The organism is Streptomyces echinoruber (genome assembly GCF_014651135.1).
Classification (GTDB): Bacteria; Actinomycetota; Actinomycetes; order Streptomycetales; family Streptomycetaceae; genus Streptomyces; species Streptomyces echinoruber.
On record NZ_BMWH01000025.1, the window covers coordinates 80,021 to 104,496 of the forward strand.

Annotated in this window: 21 protein-coding genes and 1 tRNA gene; 17 read left to right on the plus strand and 5 right to left on the minus strand. The window is 73.2% G+C overall.

Annotated elements, in window-relative coordinates; translation table 11 throughout:
- Positions 1–241 precede the first annotated feature (241 nt).
- A complete protein-coding gene (locus IE225_RS25105) occupies positions 242–3,124 on the plus strand; it encodes a penicillin acylase family protein (RefSeq protein WP_190059873.1) in 2,883 nt (960 codons plus the stop codon).
- Between the two features lie 249 nt (positions 3,125–3,373).
- Here the strand turns inward: IE225_RS25105 and IE225_RS25110 are convergent, their stop codons facing one another.
- Complete coding sequence (locus IE225_RS25110) at positions 3,374–3,997, minus strand: 5-formyltetrahydrofolate cyclo-ligase (protein WP_229880014.1); 624 nt, start codon at positions 3,995–3,997, stop codon at positions 3,374–3,376.
- A 114-nt stretch (positions 3,998–4,111) separates the two neighbouring features.
- Here IE225_RS25110 and galU point away from each other — a divergent pair, with 114 nt between their 5' ends.
- The 7 genes from galU (at position 4,112) to IE225_RS25145 (ending at position 9,809) form a co-directional block, all read left to right on the plus strand.
- Complete coding sequence (galU, locus tag IE225_RS25115) at positions 4,112–5,023, plus strand: UTP--glucose-1-phosphate uridylyltransferase GalU (protein ID WP_190059875.1); 912 nt, start codon at positions 4,112–4,114, stop codon at positions 5,021–5,023.
- Complete coding sequence (glp, locus tag IE225_RS25120; protein ID WP_190059876.1) at positions 5,020–6,342, plus strand: molybdotransferase-like divisome protein Glp; 1,323 nt, start codon at positions 5,020–5,022, stop codon at positions 6,340–6,342. Before galU ends, glp begins: the two co-directional genes overlap by 4 nt.
- A gap of 109 nt (positions 6,343–6,451) precedes the next feature.
- The gene (gene moaC, locus IE225_RS25125) at positions 6,452–6,991 is read left to right on the plus strand and encodes a cyclic pyranopterin monophosphate synthase MoaC (protein ID WP_190059877.1); all 540 of its coding nucleotides are present in this window, start codon (positions 6,452–6,454) and stop codon (positions 6,989–6,991) included.
- Positions 6,988–7,506, plus strand: coding sequence for a MogA/MoaB family molybdenum cofactor biosynthesis protein (locus tag IE225_RS25130; RefSeq protein WP_229880016.1), 519 nt, complete (start codon positions 6,988–6,990; stop codon positions 7,504–7,506). Before moaC ends, IE225_RS25130 begins: the two co-directional genes overlap by 4 nt.
- 26 nt (positions 7,507–7,532) lie before the next feature.
- A complete protein-coding gene (locus IE225_RS25135) occupies positions 7,533–8,210 on the plus strand; it encodes a GNAT family N-acetyltransferase (protein ID WP_229880017.1) in 678 nt (225 codons plus the stop codon).
- 170 nt (positions 8,211–8,380) lie between these two features.
- Positions 8,381–9,640 (plus strand): divisome protein SepX/GlpR, encoded by a 1,260-nt coding sequence (sepX, locus tag IE225_RS25140; RefSeq protein WP_190059878.1) that lies wholly within the window; start codon positions 8,381–8,383, stop codon positions 9,638–9,640.
- A 95-nt stretch (positions 9,641–9,735) separates the two neighbouring features.
- Positions 9,736–9,809, plus strand: a tRNA-Ala gene (locus tag IE225_RS25145).
- A 449-nt stretch (positions 9,810–10,258) separates the two neighbouring features.
- Here IE225_RS25145 and IE225_RS25150 read toward each other — a convergent pair.
- Entirely contained in the window at positions 10,259–10,735 is a 477-nt protein-coding gene (locus tag IE225_RS25150; protein WP_190059879.1) for a GNAT family N-acetyltransferase, read from the minus strand.
- 66 nt (positions 10,736–10,801) lie between these two features.
- Between IE225_RS25150 and IE225_RS25155 the strand changes: the two genes are divergently transcribed.
- The gene (locus IE225_RS25155; RefSeq protein ID WP_190059880.1) at positions 10,802–11,605 is read left to right on the plus strand and encodes an exodeoxyribonuclease III; all 804 of its coding nucleotides are present in this window, start codon (positions 10,802–10,804) and stop codon (positions 11,603–11,605) included.
- 109 nt (positions 11,606–11,714) lie between these two features.
- Here IE225_RS25155 and IE225_RS25160 read toward each other — a convergent pair whose 3' ends face one another.
- Complete coding sequence (locus IE225_RS25160) at positions 11,715–12,365, minus strand: MerR family transcriptional regulator (protein ID WP_190059915.1); 651 nt, start codon at positions 12,363–12,365, stop codon at positions 11,715–11,717.
- A gap of 203 nt (positions 12,366–12,568) precedes the next feature.
- Between IE225_RS25160 and IE225_RS25165 the strand changes: the two genes are divergently transcribed.
- The 4 genes from IE225_RS25165 (at position 12,569) to IE225_RS25180 (ending at position 16,202) form a co-directional block, all read left to right on the plus strand.
- A complete protein-coding gene (locus IE225_RS25165) occupies positions 12,569–14,095 on the plus strand; it encodes a flavin-containing monooxygenase (RefSeq protein ID WP_190059881.1) in 1,527 nt (508 codons plus the stop codon).
- Positions 14,092–15,042 (plus strand): alpha/beta fold hydrolase, encoded by a 951-nt coding sequence (locus IE225_RS25170; protein WP_190059882.1) that lies wholly within the window; start codon positions 14,092–14,094, stop codon positions 15,040–15,042. The genes IE225_RS25165 and IE225_RS25170 overlap by 4 nt, the downstream gene beginning before the upstream one ends.
- Before the next feature lie 17 nt (positions 15,043–15,059).
- Positions 15,060–15,944 (plus strand): SDR family oxidoreductase, encoded by an 885-nt coding sequence (locus tag IE225_RS25175; RefSeq protein ID WP_190059916.1) that lies wholly within the window; start codon positions 15,060–15,062, stop codon positions 15,942–15,944.
- 84 nt (positions 15,945–16,028) lie between these two features.
- Positions 16,029–16,202, plus strand: coding sequence for a hypothetical protein (locus tag IE225_RS25180; RefSeq protein ID WP_190059883.1), 174 nt, complete (start codon positions 16,029–16,031; stop codon positions 16,200–16,202).
- A gap of 54 nt (positions 16,203–16,256) precedes the next feature.
- Here the strand turns inward: IE225_RS25180 and IE225_RS25185 are convergent, their stop codons facing one another.
- On the minus strand, positions 16,257–19,517 hold the full coding sequence (locus IE225_RS25185; RefSeq protein ID WP_190059884.1) for a S41 family peptidase: 3,261 nt from the start codon (positions 19,515–19,517) through the stop codon (positions 16,257–16,259).
- A 182-nt stretch (positions 19,518–19,699) separates the two neighbouring features.
- On the opposite strand from IE225_RS25185, the gene IE225_RS25190 reads away from it, so the two are divergent.
- Positions 19,700–20,299, plus strand: coding sequence for a TetR/AcrR family transcriptional regulator (locus IE225_RS25190; RefSeq protein WP_190059885.1), 600 nt, complete (start codon positions 19,700–19,702; stop codon positions 20,297–20,299).
- Positions 20,300–20,438: 139 nt separating this feature from the next.
- Positions 20,439–22,646, plus strand: coding sequence for an MMPL family transporter (locus IE225_RS25195; RefSeq protein ID WP_190059886.1), 2,208 nt, complete (start codon positions 20,439–20,441; stop codon positions 22,644–22,646).
- Positions 22,647–22,790: 144 nt separating this feature from the next.
- On the opposite strand, the gene IE225_RS25200 is transcribed toward IE225_RS25195, so the two are convergent.
- Positions 22,791–23,213: an ATP-binding protein gene (locus IE225_RS25200; protein WP_190059887.1), complete on the minus strand. Its 423-nt coding sequence runs from the start codon at positions 23,211–23,213 to the stop codon at positions 22,791–22,793.
- 150 nt (positions 23,214–23,363) lie between these two features.
- Between IE225_RS25200 and IE225_RS25205 the strand changes: the two genes are divergently transcribed.
- Complete coding sequence (locus IE225_RS25205) at positions 23,364–24,221, plus strand: helix-turn-helix domain-containing protein (RefSeq protein ID WP_190059888.1); 858 nt, start codon at positions 23,364–23,366, stop codon at positions 24,219–24,221.
- Positions 24,218–24,400, plus strand: coding sequence for a DUF397 domain-containing protein (locus tag IE225_RS25210; protein ID WP_190059889.1), 183 nt, complete (start codon positions 24,218–24,220; stop codon positions 24,398–24,400). Before IE225_RS25205 ends, IE225_RS25210 begins: the two co-directional genes overlap by 4 nt.
- Positions 24,401–24,476 lie beyond the last annotated feature (76 nt).

Sequence of the window (24,476 nt, forward strand, 5' to 3'; positions counted from 1 at the left end):
CATCAGGCACGAAACCGTGACACTTCGCACCCGGAGGCCCGGACCACACCAGGATACTTCGTTACCGTACCTAACTCTTGACGATTTCTTGACGCTCGGACGGCAAGATCGAACGCGCGCGCGTGCCGGTTCCCGACTCCGCGTCAAGGGGCGCCCGGCCCTGCGCCTAAGGTTGCTCCTGCGTTCAGACGCAACAGCACAGCCCGTTCTGCCCCTCGCGTATAGGACAGCAAGGACAGCGATGCCCCCCAACACCACCGCCTCCACGGGCCAGCAGCCCGGCAAGTCCGGCAGGAAGAAGGGACGCAAGGCCCGGCTGATCGTGCTGGTGCTGGTGCTCGCCATCGTCGGAGGCATCGCCTACGGGGCGTACTGGTCCATCAGCACCGTCCGCGCGTCCTTCCCGCAGACCAAGGGTTCGGTCACGCTCCAGGGTCTGTCGGGGCCGGTCGACGTCCGGCGCGACGCCTACGGCGTCCCGCAGATCTACGCCTCCTCCGACACGGACCTGTTCATGGCGCAGGGCTACGTCCAGGCGCAGGACCGGTTCTACGAGATGGACGTGCGCCGGCACATGACGGCCGGGCGCCTGTCGGAGATGTTCGGCCGGAGCCAGGTCGACAACGACGAGTTCCTGCGCACCCTCGGCTGGGACCGGGTCGCCAGGCGGGAGTACGACACCAAGTTGTCGGCGAGCACCAGGAAGTACCTCCAGGCTTACACCAAGGGAGTCAACGCCTACCTGCAGGGCAAGGACGGCGAGGACATCTCCCTGGAGTACGCGGCCCTGGGCCTGACCAACGACTACAAGCCCGAGAAGTGGACCCCGGTCGACTCCGTCGCGTGGCTGAAGGCCATGGCCTGGGACCTGCGCGGCAACATGCAGGACGAGATCGACCGCGCCTTGATGACCAGCCGCCTGGGCCCCCAGCAGATCGCCGACCTGTACCCGCGGTACCCCTACGGCCGCCACCGGGCGATCGTCCAGGAGGGCCAGTACAGCGAACTCGCCGGAGCGTTCCGGCAGTCGGGCGGCGGCACGTCGGCGGGCACGACCACCGGTTCGACCGGCACCACCGGTTCGACCGGCACCACCGGCACCGCCGGCTCGACCGGTTCCGCGGGCACCACCGGGACGGCCGGCACGGGCGCCGCCACGGGCACGGGCACGGCCGGCGCGAGCGGGACCTCCTCCGCCTCGGCCGGCTCGTCCGGCTCGGCCCTCCAGAGCCAGCTCGCGGGCCTGTACAAGGTCCTGGACGACGTGCCGGCCGCCGTCGGCGTGAACGGCAACGGCATCGGCTCCAACTCCTGGGTGGTGTCCGGCAAGTACACGATCACCGGCAAGCCGCTGCTGGCCAACGACCCGCACCTGGCGCCGTCCCTGCCGTCGGTCTGGTATCAGATGGGCCTGCACTGCCGGGCCCTGTCCGGCACCTGCCACTACGACGTCACCGGCTACACCTTCGCCGGCATGCCCGGCGTGGTCATCGGCCACAACCGGGACATCGCCTGGGGCATGACCAACTCCGGCGTCGACGTCACCGACCTGTACCTGGAGAAGCTGACCGGCGACGGCTACCAGTACAACGGCAAGGTGGTCCCCTTCGACACCCGCGAGGAGACCATCAGGATCGCCGGCGGCGGCTCCAAGAAGATCGTGGTGCGGCAGACCCAGGACGGCATGCCCCTGCTGTCGGACCGCAGCAAGGAGCTGGTGAAGGTCGGCCGGAAGGCCACCGTCGACGCCGCGGCCCCGGACCGCGGCGACGGCTACGGCGTCGCCCTGCGCTGGACCGCCCTGGAACCCGGCACCACCATGGACGCCGTCTTCGCCATGGACCGGGCGGCGAACTGGAGCGACTTCCGCAAGGCGGCCGCCCTGTTCGACGTGCCGTCGCAGAACCTGGTCTACGCCGACACCGACGGCAACATCGGCTACACCCTGCCGGGGAGGATCCCCACGCGGGCGAAGGGCGACGACGGTTCGGTCCCGGCGCCGGGCTGGGACCCCAAGTACCGCTGGACCGGCTACATCGGGCAGGACGAGCTGCCCTACGAGTACAACCCCGAGCGCGGCTTCATCGTCACCGCCAACCAGGCCGTGATCGACCGGGACAAGTACCCGTACACGCTCACCACGGACTGGGGATACGGCACCCGCAGCCAGCGGATAACCGACCTGATCGAGTCGAAGATCAAGGACGGCGGCAAGATCTCCACCGACGACATGCGCCAGATGCAGCTGGACAACAGCAGCGAGATCGCCAAGCTGCTGGTGCCCAAGCTGCTGAAGATCGACGTCAAGGACAAGGACGTCCGGCAGGCGCAGAAGCTGCTGGAGGGCTGGGACTACACCCAGGACGCCGACTCGGCGGCGGCCGCCTACTTCAACGCGGTCTGGCGCAACATCCTCAAGCTCGCCTTCGGCAACAAGCTGCCCAAGGAGCTGCGGGTCAAGGGCCAGTGCCTGTGGGTGGAGCCGGCCGACACCACCGGCCCGGTGGACGACACCCAGAAGGTGCGCGAGTGCGGCGAGCGCGACGCCGACCAGGCGCAGCCGGACGGCGGCGACCGCTGGTTCGAGGTTGTGCGCACCCTCGTGGACCAGCCGCGGAGCGCCTGGTGGACCACGCCCGCCGTGGGCACCCGCGGCGGCGCGGACCACAACCGCGACGACCTGTTCAAGCGCGCCATGGTCGACGCCCGCTGGGAGCTGACCGCCAAGCTCGGCAAGGACATCGACACCTGGAGCTGGGGCCGGCTGCACCGCCTGTTCCTGAAGAACCAGACCCTGGGCACCTCGGGTCCGGACCCGCTGCGGCGCGTTCTGAACCGCGGCCCCTGGAAGCTCGGCGGCGGCGAGGCGGCGGTGGACGCCACCGGCTGGAACGCGGCCGGCGGCTACGGCGTCGTGTGGGTGCCGTCGATGCGGATGGTGGTCAACCTCGCCGACTTCGACAAGTCGAAGTGGATCAACCTCACCGGCGCCTCCGGCCACGCCTTCAGCGCCCACTACACCGACCAGACCGGTAAGTGGGCCAAGGGCGAGCTGCTGCCGTGGTCGTACTCGTCGAAGGCGGTCGACAAGGCCACCAGCGACACTCTGGTGCTCAAGCCGTGAGGCGCTGAGCGCACCGGGCGCACTGGATATACCGGGGCGCACCGGGTGCACCGGGTGCACTGGATGCACCGAGGTGCACCGGGGCGCGCCAGGCGCACGCCCCGCGGACCGGCCCGCCACGCGACGCACGCGTGGCGGGCCGGTCCGCTTCCCCCTGTCACGCGGGCGCTTCACCCCGCCGGCGAGCGCGAGAAGTCCCGGCAGGCCGCTTCCCCCGTCACACGGGCGCTTCGAAGCCCCCGTCACGCGTCACGCGGGCGCTTCGAAGCGGCGCACCCCGGACGGCGTCACCACCGCGTGCACCGGCCGGTCGTGCGGCTCGGCCGGCACGCGCGCGACGACCTCGGTGTCGTACAGGAGCACCACCAGCGCCGGGCGTGCGCCCGCGCGCTCCAGGCGCGCCAGGACCCGGTCGTAGGAGCCTCCGCCGCGGCCCAGGCGCATCCCGCGCGCATCGACCGCGAGCCCCGGCAGCAGCACCGCGTCGGCGCCCGTCACGGCGTCCGCCCCGAGCCGCTCGCCGGACGGCTCCAGCAGCTCCATCCGTCCGGCGTGCCGCACGCGCGCGAGGGAACCGGGCCCCTCGTACACGCCCCAGTCGAGGTCGTTGTCGGGCAGCAGGGCGGGCAGCAGGACGCGCACGCCCCGCGCGCGCAGCGCGTCCAGCAGCGGGGGCGTGCCCGGCTCACTGCCCACGGAGACGTACGCCGCCACCGTGCGCGCCCGCGCCAACTCGGGCAGCTCCAGGGCGTGCCGGGCCAGCGCGGCCGCCGCCTCGCGCACGTCATCGGCCGTCAACCTGTTCCTCACCGCGAGGAATTCCCGTCGCAACCTGCGCTTGTCAGGCTCGGCTGCACCACTCGTGTGACTCAACGTCGCTTCCGCGTCCTTTCCGTGCCCTTTCTGCACCCTGCGCAATGCGCCCATATGAGAGCCAAGCAACCGGAGCCTCAGATTCCCCTCCAAGGCACCGGATAAGGTGGCGGCATGACACAGTCGCACCCCAGGATCACCAAGGCTGTCATTCCCGCAGCCGGCCTCGGCACCAGGTTCCTGCCGGCCACCAAGGCCACGCCCAAGGAGATGCTGCCGGTCGTCGACAAGCCGGCGATCCAGTACGTGGTCGAGGAGGCAGTCTCCGCGGGCCTCGACGACGTCCTCATGGTCACGGGCCGCAACAAGCGCCCCCTGGAGGACCACTTCGACCGCAACTACGAGCTGGAGTCCGCCCTGGAGAAGAAGGGCGACGCCGAACGGCTCGCCAAGGTCCAGGAGTCCAGCGACCTCGCGACCATCCACTACGTGCGCCAGGGCGACCCCAAGGGCCTGGGCCACGCGGTGCTGTGCGCCGCCCCGCACGTGGGCGACGAACCGTTCGCCGTGCTCCTCGGCGACGACCTGATCGACCCGCGCGACCCGCTGCTGCAGCGGATGATCGAGGTGCAGGAGCAGCGCGGCGGCAGCGTCGTGGCGCTGCTGGAGGTCGCGCCGGAGCAGATCCACCTCTACGGGTGCGCCGCGATCGAGCCCACCGAGGACGGCGACGTGGTCAAGGTGACCGGCCTGGTGGAGAAGCCGGACCCGGCGGACGCGCCGTCCAGCTACGCCATCATCGGCCGGTACGTCCTGGACCCGCACATCTTCGGCATCCTGCGCACCACCGAGCCGGGCCGCGGCGGCGAGATCCAGCTCACCGACGCCCTGCAGCAGCTCGCCCAGGACGAGAAGATCGGCGGCCCGGTGCACGGCGTGGTCTTCAAGGGCCGCCGCTACGACACCGGCGACCGCGGCGACTACCTGCGTGCCATTGTCAGACTCGCGTGCGAACGTGAGGACCTGGGCCCCGACTTCCGGGCCTGGCTTCGCAGGTTCGTCGCCGAGGAGATGCAAGGACAGTGACCAGCGCCGCGCCCCGCACGACCGGCCCCGACCACCTGTGGTCGGTGGAGGAGCACCTGGAGGACATCCTCGCCACCGTCCGCCCCCTGGAGCCCCTCGAGCTCAACCTGCTGGACGCCCAGGGCTGCGTGCTGGTCGAGGACGTCACCGTCCCGGTGTCCCTGCCGCCGTTCGACAACAGCTCCATGGACGGCTACGCGGTGCGGGTCGCGGACGTCGCGGGCGCGAGCGAGGAGTTCCCGGCCGTCCTGGAGGTCGTCGGGGACGTCGCCGCGGGCGCGGCCGAGCCGCTGCGCGTCGGCCCCGGGCAGGCCGCCCGCATCATGACCGGCGCGCCGCTGCCGCCGGGCGCCGAGACCGTCGTCCCCGTGGAGTGGACCGACGGCGGGCTCGGCCAGGGACCGGTCGGCGGCATGCGGGCGCACAGCGCGGCCCCCGAGGCCGCCTTCGGGCACGTGCGCGTGTACCGGCCGGCCGAGGCGCGCGCCCACGTGCGGGAGCGGGGCAGCGACGTCCGCGCCGGCGAGCGCGCCCTGACCGCCGGCACTGTCCTGGGCCCGCCGCAGATCGCCCTGCTCGCCGCGATCGGCCGCGGCACCGTCCGGGTGCGGCCCCGCCCGCGCGTGGTGGTGCTCTCCACCGGCAGCGAACTCGTCCAGCCCGACGAGGAACTGGGCCCCGGCCGGATCTACGACTCCAACAGCTTCGCCCTCACCGCGGCCGCCCGCGACGCCGGCGCCATCGCCTACCGCGTGGGCGCCGTCGCCGACGACGCCGAGACGCTGCGCTCCACCGTCGAGGACCAACTGGTGCGCGCCGATCTGCTGGTGACCAGCGGCGGCGTGAGCGTGGGGGCGTACGACGTCGTCAAGGAGGCGCTGTCCCACGTCGGCGACGAGGAGGCGGCGGGCAGCGGGGTGGAGTTCCGCAGGCTCGCCATGCAGCCCGGCAAGCCCCAGGGCTTCGGCACGATCGGCCCCGACCACGTCCCGCTGCTCGCGCTGCCGGGCAACCCGGTGTCGGCGTACGTCTCCTTCGAGCTGTTCGTGCGCCCCGCGATCCGCACCCTGATGGGCCTGACGGACGTCCACCGCCCGCGCACGCGCGCGCGGCTGGCGGCCGAGCGGGCGATCGGCTCGCCCAAGGGACGCCGGCAGTTCCTGCGCGGCCGGTACGCCGACGGGGAGGTCACCCCGGTCGGCGGCGCCGGCTCCCACCTGGTGGCCGCCCTCGCCCGGGCGGACGCGCTGATCGTCGTGCCCGAGGACACCGAGTCCGTGGAGCCCGGCACCGAGGTCGAGGTCGTCCTGCTCGGCTGACCGACGGGGGTCGGCTCCGCTCCCGGGCGGGCCGGGGCGGTACCGTGTCGCGCACACACGGCCCGCGCGCCGCACCGCGCAGGGCCCGGACCGAAAGCGGCACACGAGCATGAGTACGCAGGACCGAGCCACGCAGGGCCCCGCCGCGCAGGATCCCGCCGCGCAGGATCCCGCCGCGCGGCAGCGGCTCACCCACCTCGACGAGGCGGGCGCCGCCCGCATGGTCGACGTGTCCGGCAAGGACGTCACCGCGCGCACCGCCCGCGCCCGCGGCCGCGTCCTCGTCTCGCCCCGCGTGGTGGAACTGCTGCGCGGCGAGGGCGTCCCCAAGGGCGACGCGCTGGCGGTCGCGCGGATCGCGGGCATCATGGGGGCCAAGCGCACCCCGGACCTGGTCCCGCTGTGCCACCCGCTGTCGCTGTCGGGTGTGACACTGGATCTGTCGGTCGCGGACGACGCCGTGGAGATCGAGGCCACGGTGCGGACGACGGACCGCACGGGCGTCGAGATGGAGGCGCTCACCGCGGTCGCCGTCGCCGCCCTCACCGTGGTCGACATGGTCAAGGCGGTGGACAAGGGAGCGGTCATCACGGACGTGCGGGTGGAGGAGAAGACGGGCGGCACGTCGGGCGACTGGAGCCGGACGTGAGCGGCAGACCGTACCGGGCGCTGGTGGTCACGGCCTCCCACCGGGCCGCCGCGGGTGTCTACGAGGACCGGGGCGGCCCGCTGATCGCCGACGGCCTGGCGGGCCTGGGCTTTACGGTGGACGGGCCGCGGGTGGTCCCCGACGGGGAGCCCGTGGAGGCCGCGCTGCGCGCCGCCGTCGCGGACGGGTACGACGTCGTCGTCACCACCGGCGGCACCGGCGTCTCGCCGACCGACCGCACGCCGGAGGCGACCCGCCGGGTGATCGACTACGAGGTGCCGGGCATCGCGGAGGCCATACGCGCGTTCGGTGTGCGGAAGGTGCCGACCGCGGCGCTCTCCCGGGGAGTGGCCGGAGTGGCGAAAGGGACACTGATCGTCAATCTGCCGGGTTCCACCGGCGGGGTGAAGGACGGCCTGGCCGTCCTGGAGCCCCTGCTGGTGCACGCGGTGGACCAGATCCGCGGCGGCGACCACCCCGGGTCGGCCGGCGCCGGGACGGGGGGTGCGCGCTGAACCGCCCCGCCTGGCCCGTCGAACTGGTGGACGGCGACATCGTCCTCCGGCCCATAAAGCTGCGCGACCAGAAGGCCTGGCGCGAGGTCAACCGGCGCAACCGGGACTGGCTGCGCCCCTGGGAGGCGACGATCCCGCCGCCCACGCCGAGCGGCCCGGTCGCGCAGCGGCCCACCTACCGGCAGATGGTCCGCCACCTGCGCGCGGAGGCCAACGCCGGCCGGATGCTGCCGTTCGTCATCGAGTACCAGGGGCGGCTGGTCGGGCAGTTGACGGTCGCCGGGATCACCTGGGGCTCGATGTGCTCGGGGCACATCGGTTACTGGGTGGACGAGGCGGTGGCCGGCCGCGGGGTGATGCCGACGGCCGTGGCCCTCGTCGTGGACCACTGCTTCCGGACCGTGGGACTGCACCGGATCGAGGTCTGCATTCGCCCGGAGAACGGGCCGAGCCGCCGCGTGGTGGAGAAACTCGGATTCCGCGAGGAGGGCCTCAGGCCCCGCTATCTCCATATCGACGGAGCCTGGCGCGACCACCTCGTCTACGCGCTCACCGCGGAGGAGGTGCCCGACGGGCTGCTGCAGCGCTGGCACCGCTACCGCGCCCGCACCTCGGGGGACGCACCGGGGCACCCGTCCCGGGCACCCGGGGACACCCAGGATGCCTCGGAAACCTCACCCCATTCGGGGCGACCACGGAATTGAAAATATGTTCGAAATTGGCCGGCTCGTGACCGCCTCGGACGCGGAATTCGCACGGGCTGTACCGCGCTGATCACGCCGGTCACAAAAAAAGTTCGAAATATCAGCCAGATCGTGCGACACACCGGCCCAATTGGCTGATGGCCCCGCGCCGATCCCTCTACGGTGAGAGCGTGAGCAGCAGCGGCCTCATCTACGCAGTCATCGTCGGGGCCTGGGCCGCCTACTTGGTGCCGATGTGGCTCCGTAGGCAGGACGAGCTGAACGAGGCCCGTCCGACGGAGCGCTTCAGCACCGCCATCCGGCTGCTGTCCGGACGGGCGGCCATGGAGCGCCGGTACGCCAGGGACCTGCGCGCCCGATCCGCCCCGGAGGAGGCCGGCGCGCCGGCCGGCGCCGACGAGCCGGACGCCGTCACCGAGTCGGTGGACGTCCGGGCCTTCGCCATGCCCCCGACCCCCCGGCCGCAGGCCCGGCCGGCCCGCGAGGCCGCCGCCCGGCCGGCCCGGGACCACGTGCACGAGCCGATGCCCGCGGCCGACACCGTGCCCATGGCCGACCCGCTCCACACGCCCGCCTCCGACGCGGAGTCCGGCGCGGAGTCCGGCGCCGCGGCGGCGCGCGGGCGCGTGCCCGCCGCGCGGCGGGCCCCCTCCGCGCAGGCGGCCGCGGCGCGCGCCCGGCGCTCCAAGGTCCTCGCCCGCCGCCGGCGCACCACCGTCCTGCTCTTCCTCGCCTTCACGCTCGGCTCGGTCGTCGCGGCCGTCGGCGGCCTGGCCTTCCTCTGGGCGCCCGGCATCCCCGCCGTGCTGCTCAGCGCGTACATCGTCTACCTGCGCGCCCAGGAGCGCCGCCGCTTCGCCTACCGCATGGACCGCCGCCACGCCGAGGCCGCCGCCCAGCGGCTGCGCGAGCACGAGCGGGACCGCCGCCCGCAGCGGCGCGCGACCCTGGACGCGCACGCCGAGGTGGACGCCGAGGTGCCGGAGGAGGGCCCGGAGCCCGAGCCGGCCCAGCCGGACCCCGGCCTGTCCGCGCTCGCCGCCGACCGGCGCGCCCTGGTCGAGCAGACCGACCACGCCGAGTGGGTCGACCAGCAGCGCGAACGCCGCCGCCGGCCCGGCCACGGCGACAGCTGGGACCCCGTCCCGGTGCCGCTGCCCACCTACGTCACCGCCCCGGTGGCCCCCCGCGCCACCTCCGACGTCGATCTCGGCGCCCCGGACGCCTGGAGCTCCGCCCGCTCCAGCGCCGCCGTCCCCGACCAGGAGGCCCACCCCGCGCAGGAACCCCCGGCCGACGAGGAGCGCCCCGGCGACGTTCGCGGCGACTCCCGCCGCGCCGCCTCCGCCCGCCGCGCCCGGGAGCGGGGCCGCACCCCGCTCTTCGACCAGTACGAGGACGGGGAACGGCCGCGCGCGGCCAACGAGTAGCCCGCCGTCCCCCCTCCCGCGGCCCCCGCCGCTGACCAGCCGGGAACGGATTTCCAAGCACCCGGCCGGGGATGCTAAAGTTTCACTCGTTGCAAGGGCCTGTGGCGCAGTCCGGTAGCGCACCTCGTTCGCATCGAGGGGGCCAGGGGTTCAAATCCCCTCAGGTCCACGCAGCTTGGAGCCCCCGGCGGTGATCACCGCCGGGGGCTCTTTCGTGCCGTGCGGCGCCGAAGTGCGGCGTCCGTGTTCGGGCCTGCCGCCCGGGGCACCCGGGGCACCCGCCGAGCCTGCGCGGGGTCCGGCGGCGGTGCCTGTGATGCCTGCCATATGGCTGGCTCCGGCGGCCCGCCCGTGACCCGGCCGCCCTGGTCGCGCCGTTCGCCCGGCGGACCCGGCGGCGGCCGTTCCGTACGCGGTGAAGAACCCGCTCCCGTTCGGCGGCTTCCGGGCTGCCGCGACATTCCCGGACCGTGTCGGGGAGCGTGGGCGGGCCGGAGGCGGTGGCGCCGGACGGCACGTCAACAGCGGCGTCAGTAGTGGGTGGTCGGTGATGTGGGTGGCCAATGGTGCGACCGGGGCCGGGAGGGATCGTCGTCCGTGCCCGCCCGGCCCCGGGGCTCACAGGCGCTTCGCGTAGCAGAGGCTTTCCTCGTGGAAGCGGTAGTAGCCGAACTTGGCGCACGGCTCGTAGCCGCTGGAGGTGTACAGGGCGACGGCCTCGGGCTGCTTGGTGCCGGTCTCCAGGATCATGCGGGTGCGGCCGGCGGCGCGGGCGTCGGCCTCCAGGGCGGCCAGGATACGGCGGGCTATGCCGCGGCCGCGCATCTGCTCGACGACGTACATGCGCTTCAGTTCGGCGTCGCCGTCCTCGTGGCCCTCGTCGCTCTTGTCCTGGCGGCGCCAGCCGCCGCTGGCCACGGGCCTGCCGAGCTCGTCGTAGGCGATGAGGTACAGGCCGTTCGGCGGCTCGAAGTCCTCGGGGGCGAGCGGGGTGGCGTCGCCGCCGTCGCCGTAGCGGACGTGGTACTCGGCCTGGACCTCGTCGTTGAGCTTGACGGCGTCGGGGTGGTCGAAGGGGACCGGGCGTATGTCCATGTGGGGAACCGTATATCAATGCGACTGGTGGGCGGGCTGCCACCAGTGTGCCGGTAGGGTGCCCTGGTGCTGACTGTGACCTCCGCCAACGTGAACGGGCTGCGTGCCGCGGTCCGCAAGGGCTTCGTGGAGTGGTTCGCCGGTGCCTCCGCCGACGTGCTGTGCCTGCAGGAGGTGCGGGCCGAGCCGCAGCAACTGCCCGAGTCCGTCCGCACCCCGGACGGCTGGCACGTCGTGCACGCGCCGGCCGCCGCCAAGGGGCGCGCCGGCGTCTCCCTGTACACCCGGCGCGCGCCCGAACGCGTCCAGGTCGGCTTCGGCTCCGCCGAGTTCGACGACAGCGGGCGCTACGTCGAGGTCGACCTGCCCGGCGTCACGGTCGCCAGCCTCTACCTGCCCTCCGGCGAGGTCGGCACCCCGCGGCAGGACGAGAAGATCCGTTTCATGGACGCCTTCCTCGCCTACCTCAAGGACCTGCGCGAACGCGCCGCCGCCGACGGCCGCGAAGTGCTGGTCTGCGGCGACTGGAACATCGCCCACCGCGAGTGCGACCTGCGGAACTGGCGCGCCAACCAGAAGAACTCCGGCTTCCTGCCCGAGGAGCGCGCCTGGCTCGGCCGCGTCCTGGACCCGGCGGACGGCGGCTACGTCGACGTCGTGCGGGCCCTGCACCCGGACGTGGAGGGACCGTACACGTGGTGGTCGTACCGTGGGCGGGCCTTCGACAACGACGCGGGGTGGCGGATCGACCTCGCCGTGGCGACGCCCGGACTCGCGGCGCGGGCCGTCGAGGCGGTGGTGGAGCGGGCGGCGAGCCACGCGGAGCGCTGGTCGGACCACGCCCCGGTGACCGTGGTCTTCGACGGCTGATGACTGACGGCTGATGACTGGCGGCTGGCGGCCGATGACTGACGGCTGATGGCTGACGGCGGCGGCCGGCGATGCCTCGGCGCCGGCGGTCCCGCTCCTCCCGCCCCTCCTACTTCTCCCGCCCCTCCTGTTCCTCCCGCTCCTCCTGCTCCCGCATCCGCCGGTCCAGCGCGAGGGACAGTTCCGCCTCCACCACGCTGCGCGCCAGCGGGCGCAGGCGGTCGAGGTCCCGGGGGGAGGCGTGGGTGAGGACGAGGTCGGTGAAGAGGGCGGCGAGGGCGTCGGCGTGTGCGCGGACGCGGGCGCCGGCCTCCAGGACGGCGGAGAGCGGTATGCCCTCGCGGACCAGGGCGGCGGAGACGTCGAGGAGCCGGCGGCTGACGTGGACGATCTCGGTGCCGTCGGTGCCGAGGTAGCCGAGGTCGAGGGCGGCGGCGAGGTTCTCGGGGGTGGCCTGGTCGCCGAAGACGTCGGCCAGGGCCTCGGGGGTGAGGCGGACCGGGGTCTCCTCGGTGGGGCCGCCGACGCCGAGGAGGTCGGCGACGTCGCGGCCGTGGTCGAAGGCCTCGGCGAGTTCGGCGATGCCGTTGAGGGTGTGGCCGCGCTCCAGCAGCGCGGAGATGGTGCGCAGGCGGGCGAGGTGGCTGTCGTCGTACCAGGCGATGCGGCCCTCGCGGCGGGGCGGGTGGAGCAGTTTGCGCTCGCGGTAGAAGCGCAGGGTGCGCACGGTGATGCCGGCCTCCTTGGCCAGTTCCTCCATGCGGTACTCGCGTCTGCCGGACGCGTGTGCCGTCGGCTCCGCCACGCCTTCCGCCTTCTCCGCCACGCCTCGACCCTATGTCGTACCGCCGGTAACTTTCCCGGCGGGCCCCCTACCCATCGGTACGCTCCTGCTCTACTCTCCCCATCGTGCCAGTGTTCACTGGCACGGTTGCGTGGAGTCGTGTGGCAGGGAGGCGGCCGATGGGCGAGCAGCACGGGAAGGTGCGGCACGAGCACGTACGGGTGGCGGTGATCGGGTCCGGGTTCGGCGGGCTCGGCGCGGCCGTACGGCTGCGCCGCGAGGGGATCACCGACTTCGTCGTCCTGGAGCGGGCCGGCAGCGTCGGCGGCACCTGGCGCGACAACAGCTACCCGGGATGCGCCTGCGACGTGCCGTCCCACCTCTACTCGTTCTCCTTCGCGCCCAACCCCGAGTGGCCGCGCACCTTCTCCGGCCAGCGGCACATCCGCGCCTACCTGGAGCACGTCACCGACGTCTTCGGGATCCGCCCCCACCTGCGCTTCCACCACGAGGTGACGCGCATGGCGTGGGACGCGGCCGGGCTGCGCTGGGAGATCGAGACCACCGCGGGCAGCCTCACCGCCGACGTCGTGGTCTCCGCCACCGGACCGCTGTCCGACCCGAAGATCCCCGACATCCCGGGGCTGTCCTCCTTCCCCGGCAAGGTCTTCCACTCGGCCCGCTGGGACCACGACTACGACCTCACCGGCAAGCGCGTCGCCATGGTCGGCACCGGCGCCTCCGCCATCCAGATCGTGCCGTCCATCGCGCCGAAGGCCGGCCGCCTCACCCTCTTCCAGCGCACCCCGCCGTGGGTGCTGCCGCGCGTCGACCGGGCGATCACCCCCGCCGAGCGCGCCCTGCACCGGGCGCTGCCGGTCACCGCCAAGCTGCGCCGCGCCGTGCTGTGGGGCATCCGGGAGGTGCAGGTGCAGGCGTTCACCAAGCATCCCGACGAACTCGGGCTCGTCGAGCGGCTGGCCAAGCGGCACCTGGCCCGCGCCGTCAAGGATCCGGCGCTGCGCGCCAGGCTCACCCCCGACTACCGCATCGGCTGCAAGCGCATCCTGCTCTCCAGCGACTACTATCCGGCGCTCACCCGGCCCAACGTCGACGTGGTCGCCGGCGGCCTGGCCGAGGTGCGCGGCTCCACGCTCGTCGCCGCCGACGGCACCGAGGCCGAGGCCGACGCGATCATCTTCGGCACCGGCTTCCACGTCACCGACCTGCCGATCGCCGAACGGGTCGTCGGCGCCGACGGCCGCACCCTGGCCGAGCACTGGAAGGACGGCATGCGGGCGCTGCGCGGCGCCAGCGCGGCCGGCTTCCCCAACTGGATGACGATCATCGGGCCCAACACGGGCCTGGGGAACTCCTCGATGATCCTGATGATCGAGTCCCAGCTGAACTACCTGGCCGACTACCTGCGCCACCTGGACGCCCTGGGCGGCCGCGTCGCCCTCGACGCCCGCCCCGCCGCCGTCGACGCCTGGAACCGCCGGGTGCAGGAGCGGATGCGGCGCACGGTGTGGAACACCGGCGGCTGCACGAGCTGGTACCTGGACGCGAGCGGCCGCAACACCACCATCTGGCCGGGTACGACGACGGAGTTCCGCCGCGCCACCCGCCACGTCGACCTCGCCGAGTACGAGATCCTGCGGGCGCCCGCCCCGCACACCGCCGACCGCGTGGAGGTGGGCGCGTGAGCCGGACGGCCTTCGTCACCTCGGGCCCCTACGCCCCGCCCGAGCCGGTCCGTGTCCTGACCGTCCGCTCCGCCGACGGCGCCCGGCTGCACGCCGAGGTGCACGGCCCCGAGCAGGCGCCACCGGTCGTCCTGGTGCACGGCTGGACCTGCTCGACCGCGTTCTGGGCGGCGCAGATCCGCGACCTGGCCGCCGACCACCGGGTCATCGCCTACGACCAGCGCGGCCACGGCCGCAGCCCGGCCGCCCCGACCTGCTCCACCGAGGCGCTCGCCGACGACCTGGAGGCCGTGCTCGCCGCCACCCTCGCGCCCGGCGAGCGGGCGGTGGTCGCCGGGCACTCGATGGGCGGCATGACGGTGATGGCGGCCGCGGAGCGGCCCGGGTTCCGGCGGCACGCGGCGGCCGTGCTGCTGTGCAGCACCGGCTCCTCGCGCCTGGTCGCCGAGTCCACGGTCGTTCCCCTGCGGCCCGGGCGGCTGCGCACCTGGCTGACCGGGCACATCCTGGGCGCCCGGCTGCCGTTGGGGCCGGTCACGCCGTGGGCGATGCGGCTGCTGAAGTACGGCACGATGGGCTCCGCCTCGACGCCGGCCATGGTGGAGGCGTGCGCGCGGATCGTGCACGGCTGCCCCACCCGGGTGCGGCACGCCTGGTCGCGGGTGCTGCACACGCTCGATCTCGACCACGGCGTACGGCAGTTGAGGGTGCCGACGGCGGTTCTGGTGGGCTCCGCCGACCGGCTCACCCCGCCGGTGCAGGCGCGGGCGCTGTGCGCCGCGCTGCCGAACTGCGTGGACTTCACCGAGCTGCCCGGGGTGGGTCATATGACGCCGGTGGAGGCGCCGGAGCGGGTGACCGGGAAGATCCGCGAGCTGGCCGCCGCCCACCTGGGCGGCCCGCAGGCCGAGCCGCAGGCCGCGCCGCAGGTCAAGGAGGGGGCGTGAACAGGCCCGTATCGGACGTGAACAGGCCCGTACTGGAGGGGAAGGTCGCCGTCGTCACCGGGGCGGCGCGCGGGGTCGGGGAACTGCTCGCCCGCAAGCTGTCCGCGCGCGGCGCGCGGGTGGCGCTGGTCGGGCTGGAGCCGGACCGGCTGAAGGAGGTGTCGGGGCGGCTGCACGGCGACAGCGACCACTGGTGCGCCGACGTCACCGACCACGAGGCGATGACCCGGGTGGCCGCCGAAGTGCGCGAGCGCTTCGGCCGCGTGGACGTCGCGGTCGCCAACGCCGGTGTCGCCACCGGCGGTCCGTTCGCCGACTCCGACCCGGTCGCGTGGCGCCGGGTGATCGAGGTCAACCTCGTCGGATCGGCCGTCACCGCCCGCGCCTTCCTGCCCGCGCTCACCGAGAGCCGCGGCTACCTGCTGCAGATCGCCTCCCTCGCCGCGATCACCCCGGCGCCGATGATGACCGCGTACTGCGCGTCCAAGTCCGGTGTGGAGGCGTTCGCGCACAGCCTGCGCGCCGAGGTCGCGCACCGGGGCGTCGGGGTGGGGGTGGCGTACCTGTCGTGGACCGACACGGACATGGTGCGCGGCGCCGATCAGGAGGACGTCATGCGGGAGTTGCGGCAGCGGCTGCCGTGGCCGTCCAACAAGACGTATCCGCTCGGCCCGGCGGTGGACCGGATCGTCGCCGGGATCGAGCGCCGGTCCGCCCACGTGTACGGGCAGTGGTGGCTGCGCGGCATGCAGGGCGTGCGCGGCTGGCTGCCGGGGCTCATAGCGACCGCGGGACAGCGGGAGATGCGGCGGTTCGCGCCCCGGCTGGCCGGGATGCGCACCGGCCTGGTGGGGGCGGGCGGCGCCGCCGACGAACAGCACCGGGCCACGCAGCGTGACTGATCGACATGCGGTGAGTCACCGCCCGTGTGAATCTGGTCGAGGCCCCGCAGGGGGCCTTCCCCACCCATACGGGAGTGAACACGCATGAGCATGAAGGACCAGTTCCAGAGCAAGTCCGAGGAGATGAAGCGCCGCGCCCGGGAGAAGCTGGGCGAGCCCGGGGAGCCGGCGCGCCGGCGCGACCGGCACCCCGACGAGGAGGCCGAGCGGCGCCGCGAGGACAGGGACGACCGCTTCGACCTCGAAGAGGAGATGTGACCGGGCTCGTCCTGGACGGCAACGGGTGCCCCTTTCTCGAGGGGCACCCGTTGCTCACGTCCGCGGCGGCAGCTTCGGCCGCGCCAGGTCCGGTACGCCGGTGTAGTCCGGTGGGGTCGCCGCCGGCTGCTTCTCCAGCAGCTCCAGCGCGAGCCGTACGGCGTCGTCGAGCTGGGCGTAGCGGCCCTCGGCCCAGTCCAGCGGGGTGCGCAGGGCCGGCACGTCGGGTTCGACGCCGTGGTTCTCCACCGACCAGCCGTACTCCTCGAACCAGGCCGCGTTCATCGGCACCGTGATCACCGTGCCGTCGCCCAGCCGGTGCCGCCCGGTCATGCCGACGACCCCGCCCCAGGTGCGCTGCCCGACGACCGGCCCCAGCTTCAGCAGCTTGAACGCCGCCGTGATCATGTCGCCGTCGGAGGAGGTCGCCTCGTCGGCGAGGGCGACCACGGGACCGCGCGGCGCGTGGGAGGTGTACGACACCGGCTGGGCGCCCCGCGTGAGGTCCCAGCCGAGGATGGTCCGCGTCAGCTTCTCGATGACGAGTTCGCTGATGTGGCCGCCGGCGTTGCCGCGCACGTCCACGATGAGCGCGGGCCGGGACACCTCCCGGCGCAGGTCGCGGTTGAACTGGGCCCAGCCCGAGCCGCCCATGTCCGGGATGTGCAGGTAGCCGCACCGCCCGTCGCTCAACTCCCGCACCACGGCGCGGCGTTTGGCGACCCAGTCCTGGTAGCGCAGGGGGCGTTCGTCGATGAGCGGGACGACGGCGACCCGGCGCGCGGGCCCCTCCCCGTCGCCCGGTGCGAAGGTGAGTTCCACCGTGGTGCCGCCGGAGCCGGCCAGCAGCGGGTACGGTCCGGTGACCGGGTCGACGGGGCGGCCGTCGACGTGGGTGAGGACGGCGCCCTCGCGGATGCCGGTGCCGGCCAGCGGGGAGCGGGCGCGGGAGTCGGAGGAGTCGCCGGGCAGGATCCGCTTGACCGTCCAACGGCCGTCCCGGCACACGAAGTTGGCGCCGAGGAGGCCCTGCCAGCGCTGGTAGGGCCGGGGGCCCTCGCCGCTGCGGGCGGCGGTGACGTAGGCGTGCGAGGTGCCCAGCTCGCCGAGGACCTCGCGCAGCAGGTCGGCGAACTCGTCCGGGGAGGCGACCCGTTCGACCAGCGGCCGGTACTGGGCGAGCACCCCGTCCCAGTCGATGCCGCACATCCCCGGCTCCCAGAAGTAGGCGCGGATCAGCCGGCCCGCCTCCGCGTAGGCCTGCCGCCACTCGGCGGCCGGGTCGACGACGTGCAGGATGCGCCGCAGGTCGATCCAGACCGTCGAGTCGCTGTCGCCGGCCTCGGTGGCGGGCACCGCGCGCAGCTCGCCCTCGTCGACGACGACCAGCCGGGTGCCGTCGCCGCTGACCGCGAACCAGTCCAGGTGGGCGACGAGTTCGGACTTCTTCGCCTTGGCGAGGTGGAAGTGCTCCAGTGTGGGCCGCTCGCTCGGGTCGTCCGGGTTGGCGAACGTCTCGCCCAGCGCCCCGGAGATCGGCCACCGCAGCCACACCAGCCCGCCGCCCGCGACCGGCGTGAGCGCCGAGTACTTGGAGGCGGCGACCGGGAACGGCGTCACCCGGCCGGCCAGCCCCGCCACCTCCACGGTGACCGCGGCGCCCTCCCCGGCCTCCTCCTCGTCCACCGGGTCCAGGCCGCCGGCGGCGGGCCGCCCCTCGGGGTTGAGGGCGAACGGCGAGGGGGTCGCCGACGACAGCGGGACCAGGTAGGGGCGGCAGCCCAGCGGGAAGGACAGGTCGCCGGTGTGCACGTCGTACACCGGGTCGAAGCCGCGCCAGGACAGGAAGGCGAGGTAGCGGCCGTCGCGGGTGAAGACGGGGTTCTCGTCCTCGAACCGGCCGTCGGTGACGTCGACGACCGATCCGTCCTTTATCCGGGCGAGTTTGATCTGCCGCAGCGACCGCCCGATGAACGGGTGCGACCAGGCCAGCCACGCCCCGTCCGGGGAGAACGCCAGGTCCCGCACGGGCCCGTTGTCCGACCGGACGAGCTCGGTGACCCCGCCGTCGCCGTCGCCGTCCCCGCTGTTCTCGCGCACGTCGACCAGCAGCAGCCGCCCGTCGTGCGCGGCGACGGCCAGCCGCTCGCCCTGCGGATCGGCGGCCAGCTCCAGCACCCGCCCCAGCCTGCCGGAGGCCAGCCGGCGGGGCTCGCGCGCGCCGGTCGCGCGGGGCAGGTGGGCGACCTCGATCGCGTCGTCGCCGTCGGCGTCGGTGACGTAGGCGACCCGGCCGGTCTCGCCGAGCATCTCCGGCAGCCGCACCCGCACGCCGGGCGTGTCGGCGAGGGTGCGGGCGGGCCCGTCGCGGTGGGTGAGCCAGTACAGGCTGCCGCGTACGACGACCGCGCTGGCCCGGCCCGTCTCGTCCACGGAGATGCCGCCCACGTGCTGCGCGGCGGGCACCTGGTAGGGCCGCCGCCCGGCCCGCGGCCCCTCCAGCCGTACGTCGAGCCGGCGCGGCTCGGCGCCGGGGGAGAGGTCGTCGACGATCCACAGCTCGCCCGCGCACTGGTACACCACCCGCGTGCCGTCACTGGCGGCGTGCCGGGCGTAGAAGGCGTCGTGGTCGGTGTGCCGGCGCAGGTCGGAGCCGTCGGGGGCGCAGGAGTAGAGGTTGCCGACGCCCTCGTGGTCGGAGAGGAAGGCGATGCGGCCGCCGACGAACATCGGCGCCTCCAGGTGGCCGCCGAGGTCGGCCAGCAGCCGTGTGCCGTGCAGCCACAGCCGGCCCGTGGCGCCGCCGCGGTAGCGCTTCCAGGCGGCCGGCTCGTGCGGCGGGGTGCCGGTCAGCAGCAGCGTGCGGCGCTCCCCGCCGACGTCGGCGACCTGGATGTCGGAGACCGGGCCCCAGGGCAGTGTGCGGCCGGGGTCGCCGTCGAGGGACACCTTGTAGGCCCAGGAGTAGTACGAGAAGGGCTGGCCGTGGGAGGCGACGGCGAGGATGTGGCTCTCGCCGTGCTCGTCGGGCGGGGTCCAGCCGCACACGCGGGTGTCCGCGCTGCTCCAGTACGTCAGTTGCCGGCCCGGTCCGCCGTCGACCGGCACCAGGTGGATCTCCGGGACCAGGCTGCGCCAGCTCGTGTAGGCGATGTGCCGGCCGTCGGGGGAGAAGCGGGGGTGGCCGGCCTTGGTGCGGTCGACGGTGAGCCGCCAGGCGCGGGCCGAGCCGTCGAGCGGGGCCAGCCAGAGATCGTCCTCGGCCACGAAGCACAACCGGTCGCCGCTCAGGTGCGGCAGGCGCAGATAGCTCACCTCCCCCATGCTTCGCCCCGGGGCGGGGCGCGGGCAAGTCGGCAGGAACGGTTCTTCGGGGGCGCGGAGTGGTGGAACCGGCGTGACGGAGGACACGTACGAAACCGTTTCGTTTCCTTGACGGGTGCGGTACCTTCGTCTCGTACGAAACCGTGTCGTTCCCGGGCGGGAGGGTGAGGGAAATGGCGGACACCGCGACGGCGCGGCGCAGCCGGATCACCCCCGAGCGCGAGGCCGAGCTGTACGAGGCCGTGCTCGACCTGCTCCGGGAGGTCGGCTACGACGCCCTCACCATGGACGCCGTGGCCGCCCGCACGCGGTCCAGCAAGGCCACCCTCTACCGCCAGTGGGGCGGCAAGGCCGAGCTGGTCGTGAAGGCCGTCCGGCACACCAAGTCCGGTGAGACCGACGAGGTCGACACCGGGTCGCTCCGCGGCGACCTGCACGCCCTCGTCACCCGCGAGGACGACTGCGTCATGGAGCGGAACTCCGCGCTGATGCGGGGCCTGGCCATGGCGATGCACCACAACGAGGACCTGCTGCGCACCTTCCGGGAGCAGCTCATCGAACCGGAGATGGCCGGCATCCGCCGGGTCATCCGGCGGGCCGTCGACCGGGGCGAGGTCCGGCCGGACTGCCCGGCCCTGGAGTTCGTGGTGCACATGTTCGTCGGCGGCTTCGCCACCCGGGCGCTGATCGAGAACCAGCCGCCCACCCGGGCCTTCCTCACCTCGTACATCGACGCCGTGATCCTCCCCGCCCTCGGCGTCCGCGTCCCCTGACCCCCTCCCCATCCCCGTCAGACCCACCTACCTGACGCCACCTCCCCCATTGCCTTGAGGGCATGGGCGGTGCCCCCATCGTCGTCGGGCTGACCACCCCTGCCCGGAAAACTCACGACCTGAACGGGAGTACGCCGTCGTGGCCACCTTCCTCTACAAACTCGGCCGATTCGCCTTCCGGCGACGGCACGTCGTCGCCCTGCTGTGGGTGGCGCTGCTGACCCTCGCGGGCCTCGGCGCCGCCCACGCGCCCTCCGCGGGCTCCGGTGCCTTCTCCATCCCCGGCACCGAGGCGCAGCGCGCCTTCGACCTGCTGGACGAGCGCTTCCCCGGCCTGAGCGCCGACGGCGCGACCGCCCGGGTCGTCTTCCGGGCACCCGCCGGCGAGAAGATCACCGGCGCCGGCGCCAAGGCGGCCGTCGAGCGGACGGTGAAGGAGCTGGCCGGCGGCCCCGAGGTCGCGAGCGTCGCCGACCCCTACGCCGCCCGCACCGTCAGCCGCACCGGCACGACCGCCTACGCGCAGGTCAGGTACAAGGTCCCGGCGATGGAACTGAAGGACGCCACGCGCGAGCACCTCAAGGACACCGTGCGGGACGCGCGCAAGGCCGGGCTGACCGTCGAGATCGGCGGCGACGCGCTCAACGCCCTGCCGGAGACCGGCGCCACCGAGGTCGTCGGCATCGCCGTGGCCGCCGTCGTCCTCGTCGTCACCTTCGGCTCGCTGCTCGCGGCCGGACTGCCGCTGCTCACCGCGCTCGTCGGCGTCGGCATCGGCGTCTCCTCGATCACCGCGCTCGCCAAGCCGCTCGACCTGGGCTCCAACACCTCGACGCTGGCCATGATGATCGGCCTGGCGGTCGGCATCGACTACGCCCTGTTCATCGTCTCCCGCTACCGCGCCGAACTCGCCGAGGGCCGCGCACGCGAGGAGGCGGCCGGCCGGGCCGTCGGCACGGCCGGCTCCGCGGTGGTCTTCGCCGGCCTCACGGTCGTCATCGCCCTCGTCGGCCTGTCCGTCGTGAACATCCCGATCCTGACGAAGATGGGCGTCGCGGCGGCGGGCACGGTCGCCCTCGCCGTCCTGATCGCCCTCACCATGATCCCGGCGCTGCTCGGCTACGCGGGCCGCCGGATCCACCCGGCGGGCGAGAAGAGCAGGCTGCTGGGCGGCGGCCGTCCCCGCAGGCACCCGGACCGCCCCAACCTGGGCACCCGCTGGGCGAGCCTCGTCGTCCGCCGCCCGCTCGCCGTCCTCCTCCTCGGCGTCGTCGGCCTCGGCGCCGCCGCGATCCCGGCGGCCTCCCTGCAACTCGGCATGGGCGACGACGGCTCCAAACCGGCCTCCACCACCCAGCGCCGCGCCTACGACCTCGTCGCCGACGGCTTCGGCCCCGGCTTCAACGGCCCCCTCATGATCGTCGTCGACGCCAAGGGCGCCGACGACCCCAAGGGCGCGGTCACCAAGGTGACGGAGAAGGTCAAAAGCCTGAAGGACGTCGCCGCCGTCACCCCGGCGACGTACGACAAGGCGGCCGACACGGCGATCGTCACGGTCGTCCCCGCCTCCAAGCCGTCCTCCACGGCCACCGAGGACCTCGTCCACGCCATCCGCGGCACCGGCCGGGACATCACGGCCGACACACACGCCCGCGTACTGGTCACCGGCGGCACGGCCCTCAACGTCGACATGTCGCAGAAGCTGAACGACGCGCTGGTCCCGTACCTGGTGCTGGTGGTGGGCCTGGCCTTCCTCCTGCTGATCGTCGTCTTCCGCTCGGTCCTGGTCCCGCTCAAGGCGGCCCTCGGCTTCCTGCTGAGCGTCACGGCGGCGCTGGGCGCGGTGGTCGCCGTCTTCCAGTGGGGCTGGCTGTCCGGCCTGCTCGGCGTCGAGGAGACCGGCCCGATCATGTCCCTCATGCCGATCTTCATGATCGGCGTGGTCTTCGGCCTCGCCATGGACTACGAGGTGTTCCTGGTGACCCGCATGCGCGAGGCGCACGTCCACGGCGAGCGGCCCGGCCAGGCCGTCGTCACCGGCTTCCGGCACGGCGCCCGCGTCGTCACCGCCGCCGCGATCATCATGATCGCCGTCTTCGCCGGCTTCATCGGCTCCGACGAATCCATGATCAAGATGATGGGCTTCGGCCTCGCCGTCGCCGTCTTCTTCGACGCGTTCATCGTGCGCATGGCCCTGGTCCCGGCCGTCCTCGCCCTGCTGGGCAAGCGGGCCTGGTGGCTGCCGAAGTGGCTGGACCGCGTCCTGCCCGACGTCGACGTGGAGGGCGAGGGCCTGCGCACGGCCGCCGGGGAGACGCAGCCGGAACGGGAACCGGCGCGGGTGTGACGCGCCGGCCGCCGCCGCGGGACCGGCCGGTGGGGAGGCTTGCGGGAGCGGGCCGCATCCTCACCGGCTCCCCGGGACCGGCCGGTGACGCATCCGCGCGTCCGGCGCGCCGCCGATCCTGACAGATCCTGACAGCGGTCCGCTTCACGTATGCCGGCGTACGCCCACCTCCGCCCACACCGTCTTGCGCGGGCACGGACCGGGAACCACGCCCCACCGGTCGGCCAGCGCCTCGACGATCAGCAGCCCCCGGCCGGAATCGGCGTCCGGCGGCGCCTGGCCGGCGCGCGGCAGCCGGTCACCGCGCGTGTCGGTCACCTCGACGCGCAGGGTGCCGCCGACGACGTACAGCGTCAGCCGGAAGCACCGGCCCGGCACCCGGCCGTGGGTGACGGCGTTGGCCGCCAGTTCGGCGACGACCTGCGTCGCCCCGGCCGAGTGCAGCCCCCAGACGCGGAGTTGATCCTCGGCGAGCAGCCGCGCCAGGCGGGCACCCCGCGCCGTGGAGGACAGCAGAACACTGAAGTTGCGGACGGGGCGGGTGGGTTGCTTTTCAGGGGCAGCCATCTCGGGATTCACGTCACTCAGCGTGGCGGAAGCTGCTTACGTGGAGGAGTGATCGCGCCTGCACGTACGGTGACTGTCCTGGGTTTGTCCCGTGGTGTCCCGGCTGTCTCAGGCGTTGTGGGAGGTAGGGCAGCGCCATGGAGGTGGGGCATGAACGACTTCGTCAATGACGGTGTGGACGAGACCGGTTGGGACGTGGAGCCGGGGGACGAGATCGAGCCGGTCGTCCAGGCGATGGGGCGCCTGATCAAGGTCTGCCGGGAGTCGGCGGGCATGCGGGTGCCCGAACTGGCCGAGGTCATGGGCTACGGCGAGGACATGATCCGCAAGATCGAGCGCGGGACACGCATCCCCCGGCCGGAGTTCCTGGACAGGGCGGATCAGGTCCTGAACGCGCAAGGGCATCTGAGGGCATTCATGGAGGAGATGCGCAAGGCGCGGTATCCGAAGAAGGTACGGGAGCTGGCGGAGATGGAGGGGCGGGCGGTGGAGATGCTGCTGTACAGCAACCACAACATCCACGGCCTGTTGCAAACGCAGGAGTACATGGCTGCGCTGTACGAGGTACGGCAACCTCCGCTCCCCAAGGCCGTGGTGGAGCGCGAGGTCGCCGCCCGCGCGGCTCGGAAGTCGGTCTTCGACCGGGAACCCGCCCCCGTGCTTAGCTTTGTCCAGGAACAGGTGACCCTGGAGCGCCCGATCGGCGGGAGGATGGTGCTGCGGAGGCAACTCGAACATCTGCTGAAGGTGGGTGGGTTGCCGAACGTCTCACTCCAAGTCATGCCGACCGACCAGGAGGAGCACGCCGGAATGGACGGCCGTATCCAGGTGCTGAAGTTCGCCGACGGCACCGCGATCGGTCGTTCCGACGGTGCGTTCAACGGCCGGCCGGTCTCCAACCCAAGAGACCTCCGGCTCCTCGAACTGCGTTATGGGATGATCCGGGCGCAGGCTCTCACGCCGAGGGAGTCGCTGGCCTTCATCGAGCGAGCGCTGGGGAGACTATGAACACGCCGGAACTTCACTGGTTCAAGAGCAGCTACAGCGACAGCAACGAGCCCGGTGACTGCGTCGAGGTCGCCGCCACTCCCGCCACGGTCCACGTCCGTGATTCCAAGGCTCCCGCCGGGCCTCGTCTCGCCGTCTCTGCGGACGCTTGGGTGGAGTTCCTCGCTGGGGTGCGGTGAGGGTGGTGCCCGGGACGTAGGGCTGTTGCCGGTGCGCCGTGCGGTACGGCTTCCGCTGTCACTGAGAGAGCAGAGC

Bases quoted from the DNA above. Each gene is read 5' to 3' on its own strand.
- IE225_RS25105 (WP_190059873.1), top strand. From the start codon at position 242: ATGCCCCCCAACACCACCGCCTCCACGGGCCAGCAGCCCGGCAAGTCC.
- galU (WP_190059875.1), top strand. From the start codon at position 4,112: ATGACACAGTCGCACCCCAGGATCACCAAGGCTGTCATTCCCGCAGCC.
- moaC (WP_190059877.1), top strand. From the start codon at position 6,452: ATGAGTACGCAGGACCGAGCCACGCAGGGCCCCGCCGCGCAGGATCCC.
- IE225_RS25150 (WP_190059879.1), bottom strand. From the start codon at position 10,735: ATGGACATACGCCCGGTCCCCTTCGACCACCCCGACGCCGTCAAGCTC.
- IE225_RS25160 (WP_190059915.1), bottom strand. From the start codon at position 12,365: ATGGAGGAACTGGCCAAGGAGGCCGGCATCACCGTGCGCACCCTGCGC.
- IE225_RS25165 (WP_190059881.1), top strand. From the start codon at position 12,569: ATGGGCGAGCAGCACGGGAAGGTGCGGCACGAGCACGTACGGGTGGCG.
- IE225_RS25180 (WP_190059883.1), top strand. From the start codon at position 16,029: ATGAGCATGAAGGACCAGTTCCAGAGCAAGTCCGAGGAGATGAAGCGC.
- IE225_RS25190 (WP_190059885.1), top strand. From the start codon at position 19,700: ATGGCGGACACCGCGACGGCGCGGCGCAGCCGGATCACCCCCGAGCGC.
- IE225_RS25200 (WP_190059887.1), bottom strand. From the start codon at position 23,213: ATGGCTGCCCCTGAAAAGCAACCCACCCGCCCCGTCCGCAACTTCAGT.
- IE225_RS25205 (WP_190059888.1), top strand. From the start codon at position 23,364: ATGAACGACTTCGTCAATGACGGTGTGGACGAGACCGGTTGGGACGTG.
- IE225_RS25210 (WP_190059889.1), top strand. From the start codon at position 24,218: ATGAACACGCCGGAACTTCACTGGTTCAAGAGCAGCTACAGCGACAGC.